Genomic DNA, 16,264 nt, shown 5'->3' on the forward strand with positions numbered 1-16,264 from the left:
TTGGAGTCATTACCCAAACTGTCGATTGTAGGCCCGCAGTCCATCGAGTAATTCTTCTTTATCTTCCAGAGTAATAACTTCTTTAATTTCAAAAGGCATATTTTCTCCATTATTTTTACTCGCCACACTTATTAATTTCACAGAAAATCCTTTTTTCCTCCATTATTTTCTGTACAAACTTGAAAATAAAAAATCATCTCAAAAAATGCTTTTCATCGGCCTTCATCGACGTATAATAAGTGAAAATGAGAACGATCATTCTCACAATTTCAAAATGCGGAGAGATGCATGACCAGCAAGCTGGAAGCCAGGCACAAAGCCCGACAGGACGACATTATTGCCGCCGCGCGGCACTGCTTCCGTCAAAGCGGATTTCATGCTGCCAGCATGTCGCAGATTGCGGCAGAAGCTAAACTCAGCGTCGGTCAAATCTATCGTTATTTCAATAATAAAGACGCGATTATTGAAGAGTTAATCCGCCGCATCATCGACTATCGCATCGCCGAGATGGAAGGGAAAACCCATACCCATCTGATGCCACATATACTGGCGTGGCGCGTGACGCCCAGCGAAGACGATGACAGCCTGATGCTGGAAATGTCTGCTGAAGCCACGCGTAACCCGCAGGTGGCGGCCTGGCTGGCAGAAGCGGACGAACGCATGTTCAACAACGCCTGTGCGCACTTAAGTAAAGAGTACCCACACCTCAGCCAGGCGCACATTCGCAGGTGCGTCGAGGTGATCGCAGTGATGATGGAAGGAGCCATTTATCGTCGGCATGTCCCACAGCAGGTGCAGCCGGAAGAGATGGAAAAAATCTATCAGGACATTATTAATATGCTTGTGACTGCAAAATAATTAATACCTTTTAATCATCAGGGGAATATTTCTTCCCCCTTTTGTCGTTTCCGACTTTCCGGAAGCGTGGGCCTGTGTACCTTTAAAATCCTCGCATTAATTCGCGAGGAGGACTTCGTTCACCCTGAGAAAAATATGAAACACATCACAACCACCATCGCTGCATTATTTTTCCTGAGCGGATGCGATAATGGCCCTGCCGCCCCGTCGCAGCTTCCCACGCAGGAAGTCGGTATTGTCACATTAAAAAGTCAGCCCGTTTCTATCGTCAGTGAACTGACCGGACGCACCTCCGCCGCCATGAGCGCGGAAGTCCGTCCACAAGTCACCGGCATCATCCAGAAACGCCTTTTTAATGAAGGTGATAATGTTAAAGCCGGACAGCCGCTGTATCAGATTGAACCGGACAGCTTCCGCGCCGCCTACAACGAAGCCGCCGCCGCGCTGAAGCAGGCGCAGGCGCTGGTTGCCGCAGATTGCGCGAAAGCCCAGCGTTACACACAGCTGGTGAAAGAAAACGGCGTTTCCCGGCAGGATGCCGATGACGCAGCTTCCACCTGTGCGCAGGATAGAGCCAGCGTAGAGTCGAAAAAAGCGGCGCAGGAAAGCGCGCGCATCAATCTGAACTGGACCACCATCACCGCACCGATTGCCGGGCGTATTGGCATCTCCTCGGTGACGCCGGGGGCGCTGGTCTCCGCCGAGCAAACCACCGCACTGGCCACCATTCGCGGGCTCGAAACGATGTACGTTGACCTCACCCGTACCAGCGTTGACCTGTTGCGCCTGCGCAAACAGTCGCTGGCCACCAACAGCGATACCATGAACGTGGCGCTCATTCTCGAAGATGGCTCGACCTACAGCGAAAAAGGCCGCCTGGCGCTGACCGAAGTGGCGGTGGATGAGTCGACCGGTTCCGTGACCCTGCGTGCCGTGATCCCAAATCCAAAGCAGCAGCTTCTGCCGGGGATGTTTGTCCGCGCCAAAGTGGATGAAGGCATCATGACCGACGCCATTCTGGCGCCGCAGCAGGGCATTACCCGCGATGCCAAAGGTAATGCCACGGCGCTGGTCGTGGGTGCTGACAGCAAGGTTGAGCAGCGCGAGCTGGAAACCGGCGACACCTACGGCGACCAATGGCTGGTGTTAAGCGGTTTGCAGGCCGGCGACAAGCTGATTGTCGAAGGCTCGGCGAAAGTGATGGTTGGGCAGCAGGTCAACGCCGTTGAAGTGTCCAGCAACGGAGGAAAAGCCTGATGTTTTCCAGCTTCTTTGTCCGACGCCCGGTCTTCGCCTGGGTTATCGCCATTCTCATCATGCTTGCCGGGATGCTGGCGATTAAAACGCTGCCGGTGGCGCAGTATCCTGACGTCGCGCCGCCGTCGATTAAAATCGACGCCACCTACACCGGGGCATCGGCACAGACGCTGGAAAACAGCGTCACCCAGGTTATCGAACAGCAGCTCACCGGGCTGGATAATCTGCTCTACTTCACCTCCACCAGCAGCTCCGACGGCTCGGTAAGCATCACCGTGACGTTTGAGCAGGGGACCGATCCAGATACCGCGCAGGTTCAGGTGCAGAACAAAGTGCAGCAGGCGGAGTCCCGCTTGCCGAGCGAAGTTCAGCAGGCGGGCGTCACCGTCGTCAAATCCCAGAGCAACTATCTGCTGATCATGGGGGTTTACGATAAAACCGACAAAGCCAGCAGCTCGGATATCGCCGACTGGCTGGTGAGTAACATGCAGGATCCGATGGCTCGTCTTAACGGCGTGGGGAGTCTGCGGGTGTTTGGCGCGGAATATGCGATGCGCATCTGGATGGACCCGGCGAAGCTGGCCTCATACGCCCTGATGCCCTCTGACGTGCAAACGGCAATTGAGGCGCAGAACGTGCAGGTCTCCGCCGGTAAAATCGGTGCGCTGCCGTCACCGGATACCCAGCAGTTGACCGCCACCGTTCGCGCCCAGTCGCGCCTGCAAACGGTCGATGAGTTCAAAAATATCATCGTTAAAAGCCAGTCGAACGGCGCGGTGGTTCGCGTCGGCGACATCGCTCGCGTCGAGATGGGCAGCGAAGATTACACCGCCGTCGCCAAACTTAACGGCCACCCGGCGGCCGGGATGGCGGTGATGCTGGCACCGGGCGCAAACGCCCTGAGTACCGCGACGCTGGTGAAGGAAAAAATCAACGAGTACAAGCGCAACATGCCGCAGGGCTATGATGTCGCGTATCCAAAAGACAGCACCGAGTTTATTAAAATCTCCGTTGAGGACGTGGTTCAAACGCTGTTTGAAGCCATCATCCTCGTGGTGTGCGTGATGTATCTGTTCTTGCAAAACATCCGCGCAACGTTGATTCCGGCGCTGGCGGTACCGGTAGTACTGCTGGGGACCTTTGGCGTGCTGGCGCTGTTCGGCTATTCGATTAACACCCTGACGCTGTTTGCGATGGTTCTCGCCATCGGCCTATTGGTGGATGACGCCATCGTGGTGGTGGAAAACGTCGAGCGTATTATGCGCGACGAAGGGCTACCTGCCCGCGAAGCGACTGAAAAATCGATGGGCGAAATCTCCGGTGCGCTGGTTGCTATCGCGCTGGTGCTCTCCGCAGTATTCCTGCCGATGGCCTTCTTCGGCGGCTCCACCGGCGTTATCTATCGTCAGTTCTCGGTCACCATTATTTCGGCAATGATGTTGTCGGTGGTGGTGGCGTTAACCCTGACACCCGCGCTGTGTGGCTCAATCCTCAGCCACACCCCGCCGCACAAGAAAGGCTTCTTCGGCGCGTTTAACCGTTTTTACGGCGCTAGTGAACGCAAATACAAACACAAGGTTCTCAATACCCTGAACCGTTCGGGTCTGGTGATGGCGGTGTATCTGGCCATCTGCGGCGGCATGGCGCTGGCAATGTGGAAACTGCCCGGCAGCTTCCTGCCCGTCGAAGACCAGGGCGAAATTATGGTCCAGTACACTCTGCCAGCGGGGGCAACTAACTCGCGCACCGAAGAAGTCAGCCAACAGGTGACCAACTGGTTCCTCAACAACGAAAAAGACAACACTAACGTTATCTTCACCGTTAATGGCTTTAGCTTCAGCGGCAGCGGGCAGAACGCCGGGATGGCCTTCGTGTCGCTGAAAAACTGGTCCGAGCGTAAAGGGGCAGAAAATACCGCGCAGGCCATTGCGCTGCGGGCAACCAAAGAGCTGGGGGCGATTCGCGATGCCACCCTCTTCGCCATGACGCCACCGTCGGTCGATGGCCTGGGCCAGAGCAACGGTTTTACCTTCGAACTGCTGGCCAGCGGCGGAACCGACCGCGCTGACTTGTTGAAAATGCGCGATGAATTGATCGGCAAAGCCAATCAGAACACTACGCTACAAGCGGTACGCGCCAACGACATGCCACAAACGCCGCAGCTACAGGTGGATATCGACAGCAACAAAGCGGTCTCGCTGGGCCTGTCGCTGAGCGATGTTTCCGCCACGCTATCCAGCGCCTGGGGCGGCACCTACGTGAATGACTTTATCGACCGTGGACGCGTGAAAAAAGTCTATATCCAGGGCGAGAGCGACTCTCGCGCCACGCCGTCCGATCTCGGTAAATGGTTCATCCGCGGCGGCGATAACAGCATGACGCCGTTCTCGGCCTTCGCCACCACCCGCTGGGAGTATGGTCCAGAAACGCTGGTGCGCTACAACGGCTCCGTCGCTTATGAAATCCAGGGTGAAAACGCCACCGGCGCTAGCTCCGGGACCGCGATGACCACCCTGGAAACCCTCGCCAACAATCTGCCAGCCGGTTCCTCCTGGGCGTGGAGCGGCCTGTCATTGCAGGAGAAACTGGCCAGCGGTCAGGCCATGACCCTATATGCCCTTTCGATTCTGGTGGTGTTCCTGTGTCTGGCTGCGCTGTATGAGAGTTGGTCGGTACCAATCTCCGTCATTATGGTTATCCCGCTCGGCCTGCTGGGCGCTGCGCTAGCGGCCTGGATGCGCGACCTGAATAACGATGTCTACTTCCAGGTGGCGCTGTTGACCACCATCGGGCTGTCGTCGAAAAACGCCATTCTGATTGTTGAGTTTGCCGAAGCGGCGGTGGCCGAGGGCTACTCCCTCCCCCGTGCGGCATTGCGCGCCGCACAAACCCGTCTGCGTCCCATCATCATGACCTCGCTGGCGTTTGTTGCCGGGGTTACGCCGCTGGCGATGGCCACCGGCGCTGGCGCAAACAGCCGTATCGCCATCGGTACCGGGATTATCGGCGGTACGTTAACGGCGACGCTGCTGGCGATTTTCTTTGTTCCACTCTTTTTTGTGCTGGTGAAACGTCTGTTCGCCGGTAAACGCCGTCAGGGGTAAGTTATGTTTCGTCTCTCCGTTTTATTTATTGCTTTCCTGAGCGTCGGCTGTGTGTCACTCGACCCCAACTATCAGCGCCCCGACGCGCCCGTCCCAGCCTCGCTCCCGGGCACGCAGGGGCAGGCAACGGCGGTTATCGGCAACTGGCAACAGGTGGTGAAAGATCCCCGCCTGAATAAAGTGGTCAGCATGGCGCTGAACAGCAACCGCGATGTGCAAAAGGCGATTGCCGATATCGACGCCGCCCGCGCGCAGTTTGGTGAAACACGCGCATCGCTTTTCCCAACTGCCAATGCTGAACTCACCGGTAGCCGTAGCCGCACCACCACCACCGGCGTCAGCACCACGACGCAGGCCGATGGCGCGGTCTCCAGCTTCGAGCTGGACTTGTTTGGCCGTAACCAGAGTCTCACCCGCGCCGCACGGGAAACCTGGCTTGCCAGCGAATACACGGCGCAGAATACACGCCTGACGATGATTTCCGAGCTCTCCACCGCGTGGGTGACGCTGGCGGCCGATAACAGCAATCTGGCGCTGGCGCAGCAGACCATGACCAGCGCCGCCGACTCGCTGAAAATCGTTCAGCGTCAGCAGCAGATTGGCACCGCCGCCGCGACGGACGTGAGTTCGGCGATGAGCGTCTATCAGCAGGCACGCGCCAGCGTGGCCAGCTATCAAACGCTGGTGATGCAGGATAAAAACGCCATCAACCTGCTTGCTGGGCAAACCGTTGCAGACTCCCTGCTGCCGGGTACGCTGGAAAGCCTGGGTGAAAACACCATCACCCTGGTGCCGGCGGGCGTCTCCTCGGCGGTGCTGCTTCAACGCCCGGATATTCAGGAAGCTGAGCACAACCTGCTGAGCGCCAACGCCAATATCGGTGCCGCAAGAGCGAATTTCTTCCCCACCATCTCGCTGACCGCCAGCGCGGGCGTCGGCAGCGACTCGTTGTCATCGCTGTTTAGTCACGGTATGAGCGTGTGGTCATTTGCACCATCGATTTCGCTGCCGCTGTTTAGTGGCGGCAGCAATCTGGCGAAGCTGCGCTATGCCGAAGCAGAGAAAAAGGGGCTTATCGCCACCTATGAAAAAACCATTCAGAGCGCTTTTAAAGATGTGGCGGATGCGCTTGCGCGCCGTCAGACCCTGGACGAGCAGCTGGATGCCCAGCGCCAGTACGTCGCTGCGGAACAGCAGACATTTGACGTTGCGCTGAAGCGCTATCAGGCCGGGGTTGGGGACTACCTGACCGCGCTGACGGCACAGCGCACCCTGTGGTCGGCGCAGCAGGGGCTGATTGCACTGCAACAAACCGAGCTGGATAACCGCATTACCCTGTGGCAGTCGCTGGGCGGCGGGGCTAGCTAGTTTTTCCCCCTCTCCCGGTTGGGAGAGTCACCGTAGGCCGGAGAGGGCTATAAGCGCCTTATCCGGCCGACATTAATTCCAGGAGATTTTATGCCACGCATCGCCCTTTCATGGGTGCTGACGCTGGGCCTGCTCACGGCTATTGGCCCACTCTGTACTGACTTTTACCTCCCCGCGCTGCCGGAAATCACCAATCAGCTGCAGGCAACCGGCACGCAGACACAATTTTCGCTGACCGCCGCGCTGATTGGCCTCGGCCTGGGTCAGCTGTTTTTCGGCCCGCTAAGCGATCGCATTGGCCGCAAGAAACCGCTGGCGCTTTCGCTGCTACTGTTTATCTTCTCCTCTGCGATGTGCGCGATGACTCAGGATATCCACCTGCTGATCCTCTGGCGCTTCGTGCAGGGTTTTGCTGGCGCCGGCGGTTCAGTGCTGTCTCGCTCCATTGCCCGCGACCGCTATCAGGGTGCGATGCTGACCCAGTTTTTTGCCCTGTTAATGACCGTTAACGGCATCGCGCCGGTGGTTTCACCGGTGATCGGCGGCTATATCATCACCGCCTTTGACTGGCGTATTTTGTTCTGGGCAATGGCCGGTATCGGCGTGGTGTTACTGTTGTTAAGCCTGGTGGTGCTGCATGAAACGCTGCCCGCCAGAAGCGCCACCGTCCACGAATCGCGTGCCAATACGCCGGTGCTGAAAAACCGTCGCTTCCTGCGCTACTGCCTGATTCAGGCCTTTATGATGGCCGGACTGTTTTCGTACATCGGCTCTTCATCGTTCGTCATTCAGAGCGAATACGGGATGAGCGCCATGCAGTTCAGCCTGTTATTTGGCCTTAACGGTATCGGCCTGATTATCGCCGCGCTGATTTTCTCCCGTCTGTCCCAGCGTATTGCCGCCGAAACGCTGCTGCGCCGAGGCCTGCTGTTGGCAGTGGCCTGTGCGGTGGTCACCGTACTGCTGGCTTCGCTGCATCTGGCGATTCCAGCGCTGGTTGGCCTATTCTTCACCGTTTCGTTTATGAGCGGCATCAGCACCGTTTCAGGTTCAGAGGCGATGAGCGCCGTCAGCAGCGAACAATCGGGTACCGCGTCGGCGCTGATGGGCACGCTGATGTTCGTGTGCGGCGGCATTGCCGCACCGCTGGCCGGACTGGGTGGCGAGACGATGCTGAAAATGAGCCTCGCGATGGCGATTTCCTATGCCATCGCATTGTGTTTTGGCCTTAAAAAAGCCCAGGTCACGCAGTAACAAGCGTCGCGGTAATAAAATATTCCATCACTATTACCGCGACATTTCCCACCATACCTACAAATTCCCGATTACCCTTCAACACCAATCGTGATAACCTTCACATGAATGGAATAAATAATTCCTTATACTGCCCGCCACTGTGAATGATGAGGTTTTCCGATGAGTATCGACCTGAGCAAACTGCTGACCGAACGACGTAACGCGAACAGCGCCAATATCGACACCCTTTCCACCGAAGAGATGCTGACGGTGATTAACAAGGAAGATCAGCTGGTTGCTCATGCAATCACGCCGTACATTCCGCAGATTGCGCAGCTGGTCGACAGCGTTGCTACCGCCTTTAGCAAGGGCGGACGTCTGATCTACATCGGCGCCGGTACCTCCGGGCGTTTAGGGATCCTGGATGCCAGCGAATGCCCACCGACCTTCGGTACCAGCCCGGAGCAGGTGGTTGGCCTGATTGCCGGTGGCCGTACCGCTATTCTGAAAGCGGTGGAAAACGTTGAAGACAACGCGGCTCAGGGCGCGGCCGATCTCCAGGCGCTGAACTTTAGCGAACGCGACGTACTGGTTGGCATCGCCGCCAGCGGCCGTACCCCATACGTGCTCGGTGCCATGGAACACGCCCATCAGCAAAACGCGCTCGTGGCTATTGTCAGCTGTAACCCGCACGGTGAAATGGCGCAGCGTGCCGATATCGCCATCACTCCGGTGGTTGGCCCGGAAGTCGTGACCGGCTCCACCCGTCTGAAGGCCGGTACCGCGCAAAAGCTGGTGCTGAATATGATTACTACCGGCGCGATGATCCGCAGCGGCAAGGTTTACAGCAACCTGATGGTGGATGTGGAAGCCACCAACGCCAAGCTGATTGAACGCCAGGTTTCCATCGTGATGGAAGCAACCGAATGCGACCGCGAGACCGCGCAGGCCGCTCTGAACGCCTGCGGCAGTCATTGCAAAACCGCGATCGTCATGGTGCTGGCCAACCTGAACGCCAAAGAGGCTAAAACGCTGCTGGCGGACAACAACGGCTTTATCCGCAAAGCCCTGCAAAAATAATCCGTCAAACAGGTAGAGTGATATGGCAAAGATAAATAAAGAGATGATAGCGCGCCTCCTCGCTCTGGTTGGCGGGGCGCCAAACGTGGTGCAGGCGGGCAACTGTATGACCCGCCTGCGCCTGACGTTGCGCAGCGAAGAGCCGGCGGACGTCGCCGCTATCCGTCAGGTTGAAGGCGTGATGGGCGTGGTGGTCAGCAACGAACAGTTCCAGATAATCCTCGGGCCGGGTAAAGCGCAAACCGCAGCTGAACTGATGAATCAGCTGCTGGAAGAGGCTCCGAGCGTTCAGGAAGAGAGCGCACCTGCGGCATCGCTGGCAGACATTGCTAGTGCTAAAAAACAGGAGTTGAAGGGCAAGCAGACCGGTAGCGTACAGAAATTCCTCGCTAAGTTTGCCACCATCTTTACCCCGCTGATCCCCGGTTTTATCGCCGTCGGCCTGCTGCTGGGCTTCGCAACGCTGGCCGAGCAGCTGTTCGTGCTGGAAAACGCCCATCCCAACGCCACGCTCCTTGATGTCATCAGCTATATGAAAGTGTTCAGTAAGGGCATGTTTACCTTCCTGAGTATTCTGATTGGCTATAACACTCAGAAAGCTTTCGGCGGATCTGGCGTGAACGGAGCGATTATCGCCGCGCTGTTTATTCTGGGCTATGACCCGAAAGCGGCGGTGGGTTTCTACTCCGGGATCTCCGATTTCTTCGGCCACACTATCGATCCGCGCGGCAATATTATTGGCGTATTGATCGCCGCGATCCTCGGCGCCTGGGTAGAAAAACAGGTTCGCCGCATTATGCCGGCCAACCTCGATATGATTCTGACATCGGCGGTCACGCTGCTGATTATGGGTGCCATCACCTTTGTGGTGATCATGCCTATCGGCGGCTATCTGTTTACCGGCATGTCATGGCTGTTCCTGCATCTTAACGGTAATCCGTTTGGCTCTGCGGTGCTGGCCGGGCTGTTCCTACTGGCGGTGATGTTTGGCGTGCATCAGGGCTTTGTGCCGGTGTATTTCGCACTGATGGAAGCGCAGGGTTTCAACTCCCTGTTTACCATTCTGGCCATGGCGGGTGCGGGTCAAGTGGGTGCCGCGCTGGCGCTGTACTACCGTGCCAAACAGGGTTCTTTGCTGCGCACGCAGATTAAAGGGGCGATCATTCCTGGCCTGCTGGGCGTGGGCGAACCGCTGATTTACGGCGTGACCCTGCCGCGCATGAAACCGTTCATTACCGCCTGTCTCGGCGGCGCCTGCGGCGGTTTCTTCATCGGCCTGGTGGCCTGGATGGGCCTGCCTGTCGGGTTGAATACCGTCTTTGGCCCTTCCGGTTTGGTGGCGATTCCGCTGATGACCTCTGCCAGCGGCATCTATGCCGGGATGGCGGTTTACGTAGCGGGTCTGGCGGTCGCCTATCTGTTTGGCTTCCTGCTCACCTGGCTATTCGGCAGCAAAAACGTCGATCTCAGCTAACCCTTTTTGCCCCCGGCGCACCGCTGGGGGCAAGCCTCTCACCATGCTATGATGCCTGCCAAACTAAAATCATATGACAGGGTAGAGGAAAAATGGGCACCACCAGAAAAGGGATGCTAAACGTACTGATCGCCGCAATATTGTGGGGAAGTTCCGGCGTTTGCGCGCAGTACATTATGGAAAACAGTCAGATGCAATCGCCGTTTCTGACCATGATTCGTCTGCTGTCCGGTGGCTTTATCCTGCTCACCTTTTCCTTCCTGCACGGCGACGGTATTTTCCGTATTCTGAAAAACCGTAAAGATATTCTCAGCCTGCTGCTGTTCTCCCTCGTCGGCGCGATGACCGTGCAGTTAACCTTCCTGATGGCGATTGAAAAATCGAACGCCGCCACGGCAACCGTGCTGCAGTTCCTGTCGCCGACGATCATCGTGGCCTGGTTCGCTCTTGTGCGCAAAGCTCGTCCGGGCATCTTCGTGTGCGCCGCCATCGGCACTTCGCTTATCGGGACTTTCCTGCTGGTGACTCACGGCGATCCCACCTCGCTGTCCATCTCCGGCGCGGCGCTATTCTGGGGGATCGCCTCGGCGTTTGCCGCCGCGTTTTACACCACCTATCCTTCCACGCTGATTGCCCGTTACGGCACGCTGCCTATCGTCGGCTGGAGTATGCTGCTGGGCGGCGCGATGCTGCTGCCGTTCTACGCCGGCGATGGCGCACAGGTGGTCATTACCGGCAATCTGCTGCTGGCATTCTTCTACCTGGTGGTGATTGGTACTTCCCTCACCTTCAGCCTGTACCTGAAAGGGGCACAGATGATTGGCGGGCCAAAGGCCAGCATCCTAAGCTGCGCCGAGCCGCTGAGCAGCGCCTTTTTGTCGCTGCTGCTGCTCGGTATTAGCTTCACCCTGCCGGACTGGCTGGGCACGCTGCTGATCCTCTCGTCGGTTATCCTGATTTCTCTGGATTCGCGCCGCAGAACCAAAACCGCCTAAGCCGAAAAGCCCGATAACATGATGTTATCGGGCTCGATTAATGGCGTAATGTGGCCAGTTCTTCCGCTGAAAGGCCGGTAATCGCCTGAATCAGATCGTCTTCAATACCTTTTTCCCGCATGGTCGCCGCAATACGCAGAGCTTCCTGTTGCTTACCCTGCTGCACACCCTGTTGAACACCCTGCCAATGTCCCTCTTCCCGCAGCCTGTCCGCAATCGTCATCAGCGTCTCCTTATGTTGGGGTAAGCGCTCGGCTGCGGCCTGCAAAAATTCGTGAAAGCGCAGCGCATCACCGGAACGCAACAGGTAATTAAACAGCGCTTTCAGTTGGCTGTCATTAGCACATCCAGTAACTAAGAGCATGGCAATTTGCTCCACCAGCCCAAGCAGATCGCGCTGGCGAATGTGCTTTTGCACCAGCTCCAGCAGCGCTACGCGCCGGTGCTGCACAATCTCGTCATCCGGGATAACCGTGATATCTACCAGCGGGAAGGCTGCGGCATACAGTCGTCGTGCCGTGCTGGAGTCGGCAAACTCATCCAGCCAGCACAATGAAAAGGGATAGGGGCTTTGCGTACCGTGGTAGAACAGCATCGGAATCACCAGCGGTAGCGCTTTATGCCCGGCATCCAGATGCCGCTGCATCGCCGCCAGCGCATAGCGCATCAGTCGAAATGCCATATGGGCATCCGCCGTGCTTTGGTGTTCAATCACGACGTAGATATAGCCATCCCCTGCCGCCGTGTTTAACGACCACAGCACATCGGAATACCGTGCTCTAAGGTCGGCTTCAATGAAGCTACCGGACTCGAGCTTGAGCGTATGCAGGTTACACAACTCGCGGAACGGCGCGGGAAGATGAATCGCAAGGAAATCCCTCGCGGTCTCCGGATGGCACAAGAACTGTTTGAACACCGCATCATGCGGCGCAGAGTGTATCGACGTTGTCATCGCAATTCGTCATCCTTAAAGCGAATGGCGAAACTGTACGCATCAAAAAGCGCAAGTACACCCTACACTTCTCGGCTTTACGTGCAGCGACGAGAAAGAGTGGCGGGCCTTTGCAACGCATTCATTTTCATGGAAACCGTGAAGCAAAATGACGCCGCGCGAAATGCGACTTATAGTTAAGCCAACGCGTTAACTATAAGGATATCCCTAATGAAAAAGACCGCTCTTACCGCTTCCCTCTTTGCCAGTCTAATTCTGCCCGCGATCGCCATGGCCGCCCCGCTGGAAGGGCTGAAGTTTGAGCAGCAAAAACAGCAGGTGGTGAAGGATGTGAAGCTGAACTGCCCGGCACAAATTGGGCTTTCGGACACGCAGTTTGCCAACAAGGTGCTGGAGTCTACTGAGAATAAAACCGCAGTGCAGAGCGCCACGCGCGCGCTGGAAAAGAACGATAAAACGGGCTATCAGCAGGCGATTAAACGTATTCAGTGCCCGACAAAATAGCCCTCGAATCGAAGGCCGGATAAGGCAATGCCAACATCCGGCCATCAGCCCTTTCGGCCTTCTGATGCCGATTTAACGCGGACGAATATCCGGAATAATTAAATCGCCGCGAAACGCGGTGTTGCCCGGCGTTTGCGTTTTCTCGTCCAGCCAATGAACGATGCGCGCAGCGATGGCATCCATCGAGTATTCAATCGCCGGAATGGTCGGGATGCCGGGCAGATGCAGCGAACCGGCGAGGCTGAATACCATCACGTCTTCCGGTACCCGTTTGTTGAAAGCCAGCAGCTGCGGGATCACCCGCTGCGCCTCTTGTTCGTCGGCCACCAGCAGCGCATTGAAGCTGACAAGGCTGGCGTTGTTGAGTAGCTCCTGTAACGCCACCGTAGACGATGTGCTGTCCATAAATACCAGGTTGCGATTAAATGGCAGAAAGTTTTTCTCCAGCCCGTGCTTGTAGCCCAGCAGCACATCGTCGGCAAAACCGCTGCCAAACGGCTGAATTAACGCAATCTGCCGACGCCCCTGACTGGCGAGGTAATTACAGGCGGTTTCCGCAGCAAACACATGGTCAAACTGGATGCTGTTGGCGGTATCCGCCTCCGGGCAGTCGATCAGCACCACGTTTTCACTTTCCACTTCAAGCGGAAAGCGGGCACCGATAATCAACACATCGTCGCATAGCCCGCTACTCAACTCATCCAGCGCCGACATGACGCCCAAACGCGTGTTAGCAAAGCGCAGCAGCAGGTGTTTCTGGTGCTGGCTGAACTGTTTTTCCAGCGCGTAAAGATAGCCGGTGGTTTGATTAATATTGTCCATCGCGCAGATAACGCCAATGCAGCCAGTGGACTGACTCAGCAACGATTGGGCTATCACATTTGGTCGATAATTCAGTTCATCAACTGCCCGTAAAACCGCCAGCCGACTGGCTTCTTTAACACCTCGCGAACCGCTCAACACACGTGAAACTGTGGCCTTAGACACTCCGGCCAAACGTGATACATCGTTGATTGTAGACATCTTTCTCCCCTGAAAGCCTTCTGTAAATCCTCTGTACAGCGACGGCTCAAATTATAGCTGTCGGTAGTATATCCGTTTCCCTTTTTTATGGAAACCGATTGTCCATTTGATGTCCATTTTATCCAACACAACAAAAATTATGTGAGCCAGGGCGAAATAATCAGTCCCATAAGCAGGAGAAATTGATGGGTATCACACTTCTAATTTTTATGAATAGAAACCGGTTTCAGTTTCATATCAAATCAAGCTCGCAACAACTATTTACATTTATAAGAGGGTCGTCGATGTACAAGATTATGCTGTGCTGCTCCGCCGGAATGTCGACCAGCATGTTGGTCAGAAAGATGGTGGAAGCCGCGCAGGAGCGGGATTTACCGGTAAAAATAGACGCCTACGGCGTGTCCGAATTTGATTTCCAGTACCCGCAGTATCAGGTGGTGTTACTGGGGCCGCAGGTGAAGTACATGTTAAAAAGTTTGTCAGACAAGGCCGCCACCCAAAATATTCCCGTCCAGCCGATTGATACCATGGACTACGGAATGCAACGGGGTGACAAGGTACTGGATTATGCTCTGTCGCTGATTTCCGCGGCGAACTAACTAGGGTATCCCAATGAGTTCACTCTATCAGTCCATGATTGCCGTTATCGAGCAATCAATAACCCCGTTGGCCGGTCGTCTCGGGCAACAAAAGTACGTGATAGCCATTCGTGACGGATTTACCGCCGCGCTGCCGTTTATGATAATCGGCTCGTTTATGCTGGTGTTTATTTTCCCTCCGTTCTCGCCGGACACTACCAACGGTTTTGCCCGCGGTTGGCTTGATTTTTCGGCGCAGTATCGCGAGCAGCTGATGTTGCCATTTAACCTCAGCATGGGCGTGATGACGTTCTTCATCTCTGTCGGTATCGGCGCAAGCCTTGGCCGTCAGTTTAACCTCGACCCGGTGATGTCTGGCCTGCTGGCGTTTATGGCCTTCCTGCTGGTTGCCGCGCCGTACGCTGACGGCAAGATTTCCACTCAGTACCTTTCCGGCCAGGGGATCTTTACCGCGCTGATCACCGCTATCTATTCCACCCGGGTGTATGCGTGGCTTAAGCAGAACAACGTCACGATTCGTCTGCCAAAAGAAGTGCCAACCGGCGTGGCGCGTTCGTTTGAGATCCTGATTCCGGTATTGGTAGTGATTGGAACTCTGCACCCGCTGAATCTGTTTATCGAAGCGCAGACCGGGATGATTTTACCGCAGGCGATTATGCACGTGCTGGCCCCGCTGGTTTCCGCCTCTGACTCCCTGCCGGCGATTCTGCTGTCGGTACTGATGTGCCAGATTTTCTGGTTTGCCGGGATCCACGGCTCGCTGATTGTCACCGGGATTATGAACCCGTTCTGGATGGCGAACCTTTCCGCTAACCAGGCTGCGCTGGCAGCGGGCACCGTGTTACCGCACGTTTATCTGCAAGGTTTCTGGGACCACTATCTGCTGATTGGCGGCGTGGGCTGTACTTTACCGCTGGCGTTCCTGCTGCTGCGCAGCCGCGTCACGCATCTGCGGACTATCGGTAAAATGGGCATCGTGCCGAGCTTCTTTAATATCAACGAACCGATTCTGTTCGGCGCGCCGATTATTATGAACCCGATGATGTTTATTCCATTCGTCTGCATTCCGATGGTCAATGCCGTAATTGCTTATGCCGCAACCCGTTTGGGCTGGCTGGCTCAGGTAGTTTCTCTGACGCCATGGACAACGCCGGCACCGATTGGCGCTTCCTGGGCAGCAAACTGGGCATTAAGCCCGGTCATTATGTGCATTATCTGTATGTTAATTTCTGCCGCCATGTATTTACCGTTCCTCCGCGCTTACGAGCGTTCATTAATGAAAACGGAAGAGCAAAAATTAAAAACTGCAACACCATTAGCTGAAACGGTGAGTTAACACAGATAGTTTTACGATTAAGCAGTTATATTATTCCCCGACCTTTATGAATAATGACTTTAACCAGTCAAGGGGCCTTATTATGGTTGGATTAGAAGATGCGGTAATGGAAATTATCATTAACGCGGGTCAGTCCAGATCGCTGTGCTTCGAAGCATTACACGCCGCACGTCAGGGTGAAATGGAAGAGGCCAGAAATCTGCTGCGGGAAGCCGACGGCTACGCCCGCCAGGCGCACCATATGCAAACGAAGCTGATTGAGCAGGATGCCGGCGAGGCACGTCAGCCGATGACCTTAATTATGGTGCATGCCCAGGATCATTTGATGAACTCTTTGCTTGCGCGTGAATTATCGGAAGAGATTATTCATCTGTATCAACGTTAATATTTATTTTATCTGGCTACGGAGAACTTCATTACGATTATTATTTAACTGTACCCTACAAAATTAAAAATAGAATCAGCTTGTTTTGGTGAT

At 55.7% G+C, this 16,264-nt stretch carries 15 protein-coding genes; 12 read left to right on the top strand and 3 right to left on the bottom strand.

Features of this window, described 5'->3' with window-relative positions; all coding sequences use genetic code 11:
* Positions 1-9 precede the first annotated feature (9 nt).
* A complete protein-coding gene (locus tag LZ634_RS22640; RefSeq protein ID WP_265178981.1) occupies positions 10-141 on the bottom strand; it encodes a hypothetical protein in 132 nt (43 codons plus the stop codon).
* A 147-nt stretch (positions 142-288) separates the two neighbouring features.
* Here LZ634_RS22640 and LZ634_RS16625 point away from each other — a divergent pair, with 147 nt between their 5' ends.
* The 8 genes from LZ634_RS16625 to LZ634_RS16660 all read left to right on the top strand — a co-directional run bounded on the left by LZ634_RS16625 (position 289) and on the right by LZ634_RS16660 (position 11,372).
* Positions 289-858: a TetR/AcrR family transcriptional regulator gene (locus tag LZ634_RS16625; RefSeq protein ID WP_234507247.1), complete on the top strand. Its 570-nt coding sequence runs from the start codon at positions 289-291 to the stop codon at positions 856-858.
* A 135-nt stretch (positions 859-993) separates the two neighbouring features.
* Complete coding sequence (locus tag LZ634_RS16630; protein WP_234507249.1) at positions 994-2,115, top strand: efflux RND transporter periplasmic adaptor subunit; 1,122 nt, start codon at positions 994-996, stop codon at positions 2,113-2,115.
* Entirely contained in the window at positions 2,115-5,219 is a 3,105-nt protein-coding gene (locus tag LZ634_RS16635; RefSeq protein WP_234507251.1) for an efflux RND transporter permease subunit, read from the top strand. The genes LZ634_RS16630 and LZ634_RS16635 overlap by 1 nt, the downstream gene beginning before the upstream one ends.
* A 3-nt stretch (positions 5,220-5,222) precedes the next feature.
* Positions 5,223-6,587, top strand: coding sequence for an efflux transporter outer membrane subunit (locus LZ634_RS16640; protein ID WP_234507253.1), 1,365 nt, complete (start codon positions 5,223-5,225; stop codon positions 6,585-6,587).
* A 90-nt stretch (positions 6,588-6,677) separates the two neighbouring features.
* Positions 6,678-7,841 carry a multidrug effflux MFS transporter gene (locus tag LZ634_RS16645; RefSeq protein ID WP_234507254.1) on the top strand — a complete coding sequence of 388 codons (1,164 nt, stop codon included), beginning with the start codon at positions 6,678-6,680 and terminating at the stop codon, positions 7,839-7,841.
* A 162-nt stretch (positions 7,842-8,003) separates the two neighbouring features.
* Entirely contained in the window at positions 8,004-8,903 is a 900-nt protein-coding gene (gene murQ, locus LZ634_RS16650) for an N-acetylmuramic acid 6-phosphate etherase (protein ID WP_234507257.1), read from the top strand.
* A 22-nt stretch (positions 8,904-8,925) separates the two neighbouring features.
* Positions 8,926-10,377, top strand: a complete 1,452-nt coding sequence (gene murP, locus LZ634_RS16655) for a PTS N-acetylmuramic acid transporter subunit IIBC (RefSeq protein WP_234507259.1) — start codon at positions 8,926-8,928, stop codon at positions 10,375-10,377.
* Between the two features lie 92 nt (positions 10,378-10,469).
* On the top strand, positions 10,470-11,372 hold the full coding sequence (locus tag LZ634_RS16660) for an EamA family transporter (RefSeq protein WP_234507260.1): 903 nt from the start codon (positions 10,470-10,472) through the stop codon (positions 11,370-11,372).
* Between the two features lie 37 nt (positions 11,373-11,409).
* Here the strand turns inward: LZ634_RS16660 and LZ634_RS16665 are convergent, their stop codons facing one another.
* Entirely contained in the window at positions 11,410-12,324 is a 915-nt protein-coding gene (locus tag LZ634_RS16665; RefSeq protein WP_234507263.1) for an Rpn family recombination-promoting nuclease/putative transposase, read from the bottom strand.
* A gap of 210 nt (positions 12,325-12,534) precedes the next feature.
* On the opposite strand from LZ634_RS16665, the gene LZ634_RS16670 reads away from it, so the two are divergent.
* Complete coding sequence (locus tag LZ634_RS16670; protein WP_234507264.1) at positions 12,535-12,828, top strand: YicS family protein; 294 nt, start codon at positions 12,535-12,537, stop codon at positions 12,826-12,828.
* A gap of 72 nt (positions 12,829-12,900) precedes the next feature.
* Here LZ634_RS16670 and LZ634_RS16675 read toward each other — a convergent pair whose 3' ends face one another.
* A complete protein-coding gene (locus LZ634_RS16675) occupies positions 12,901-13,851 on the bottom strand; it encodes a LacI family DNA-binding transcriptional regulator (RefSeq protein WP_234507266.1) in 951 nt (316 codons plus the stop codon).
* A 284-nt stretch (positions 13,852-14,135) separates the two neighbouring features.
* On the opposite strand from LZ634_RS16675, the gene LZ634_RS16680 reads away from it, so the two are divergent.
* From LZ634_RS16680 to LZ634_RS16690, 3 genes are all read left to right on the top strand, one after another.
* Positions 14,136-14,450, top strand: a complete 315-nt coding sequence (locus LZ634_RS16680) for a PTS sugar transporter subunit IIB (protein ID WP_234507268.1) — start codon at positions 14,136-14,138, stop codon at positions 14,448-14,450.
* 13 nt (positions 14,451-14,463) lie between these two features.
* Entirely contained in the window at positions 14,464-15,786 is a 1,323-nt protein-coding gene (locus LZ634_RS16685) for a PTS sugar transporter subunit IIC (protein WP_234507270.1), read from the top strand.
* An 82-nt stretch (positions 15,787-15,868) separates the two neighbouring features.
* Positions 15,869-16,171: a PTS lactose/cellobiose transporter subunit IIA gene (locus LZ634_RS16690; protein ID WP_156315689.1), complete on the top strand. Its 303-nt coding sequence runs from the start codon at positions 15,869-15,871 to the stop codon at positions 16,169-16,171.
* Positions 16,172-16,264: the final 93 nt, after the last annotated feature.

This window comes from Kluyvera intermedia, from assembly GCF_021440345.1.
In the GTDB taxonomy this organism is placed as follows: domain Bacteria; phylum Pseudomonadota; class Gammaproteobacteria; order Enterobacterales; family Enterobacteriaceae; genus Kluyvera; species Kluyvera intermedia_A.

What these genes read in the sequence shown, in the direction of transcription:
- LZ634_RS16665 (WP_234507263.1), bottom strand. Translation starts at nt 12,324, where the DNA reads ATGACAACGTCGATACACTCTGCGCCGCATGATGCGGTGTTCAAACAG.
- LZ634_RS16640 (WP_234507253.1), top strand. Translation starts at nt 5,223, where the DNA reads ATGTTTCGTCTCTCCGTTTTATTTATTGCTTTCCTGAGCGTCGGCTGT.
- LZ634_RS16630 (WP_234507249.1), top strand. Translation starts at nt 994, where the DNA reads ATGAAACACATCACAACCACCATCGCTGCATTATTTTTCCTGAGCGGA.
- murP (WP_234507259.1), top strand. Translation starts at nt 8,926, where the DNA reads ATGGCAAAGATAAATAAAGAGATGATAGCGCGCCTCCTCGCTCTGGTT.
- LZ634_RS16680 (WP_234507268.1), top strand. Translation starts at nt 14,136, where the DNA reads ATGTACAAGATTATGCTGTGCTGCTCCGCCGGAATGTCGACCAGCATG.
- LZ634_RS16625 (WP_234507247.1), top strand. Translation starts at nt 289, where the DNA reads ATGACCAGCAAGCTGGAAGCCAGGCACAAAGCCCGACAGGACGACATT.
- LZ634_RS16660 (WP_234507260.1), top strand. Translation starts at nt 10,470, where the DNA reads ATGGGCACCACCAGAAAAGGGATGCTAAACGTACTGATCGCCGCAATA.
- LZ634_RS16675 (WP_234507266.1), bottom strand. Translation starts at nt 13,851, where the DNA reads ATGTCTACAATCAACGATGTATCACGTTTGGCCGGAGTGTCTAAGGCC.
- LZ634_RS16645 (WP_234507254.1), top strand. Translation starts at nt 6,678, where the DNA reads ATGCCACGCATCGCCCTTTCATGGGTGCTGACGCTGGGCCTGCTCACG.
- murQ (WP_234507257.1), top strand. Translation starts at nt 8,004, where the DNA reads ATGAGTATCGACCTGAGCAAACTGCTGACCGAACGACGTAACGCGAAC.
- LZ634_RS16670 (WP_234507264.1), top strand. Translation starts at nt 12,535, where the DNA reads ATGAAAAAGACCGCTCTTACCGCTTCCCTCTTTGCCAGTCTAATTCTG.
- LZ634_RS16635 (WP_234507251.1), top strand. Translation starts at nt 2,115, where the DNA reads ATGTTTTCCAGCTTCTTTGTCCGACGCCCGGTCTTCGCCTGGGTTATC.
- LZ634_RS16690 (WP_156315689.1), top strand. Translation starts at nt 15,869, where the DNA reads ATGGTTGGATTAGAAGATGCGGTAATGGAAATTATCATTAACGCGGGT.
- LZ634_RS16685 (WP_234507270.1), top strand. Translation starts at nt 14,464, where the DNA reads ATGAGTTCACTCTATCAGTCCATGATTGCCGTTATCGAGCAATCAATA.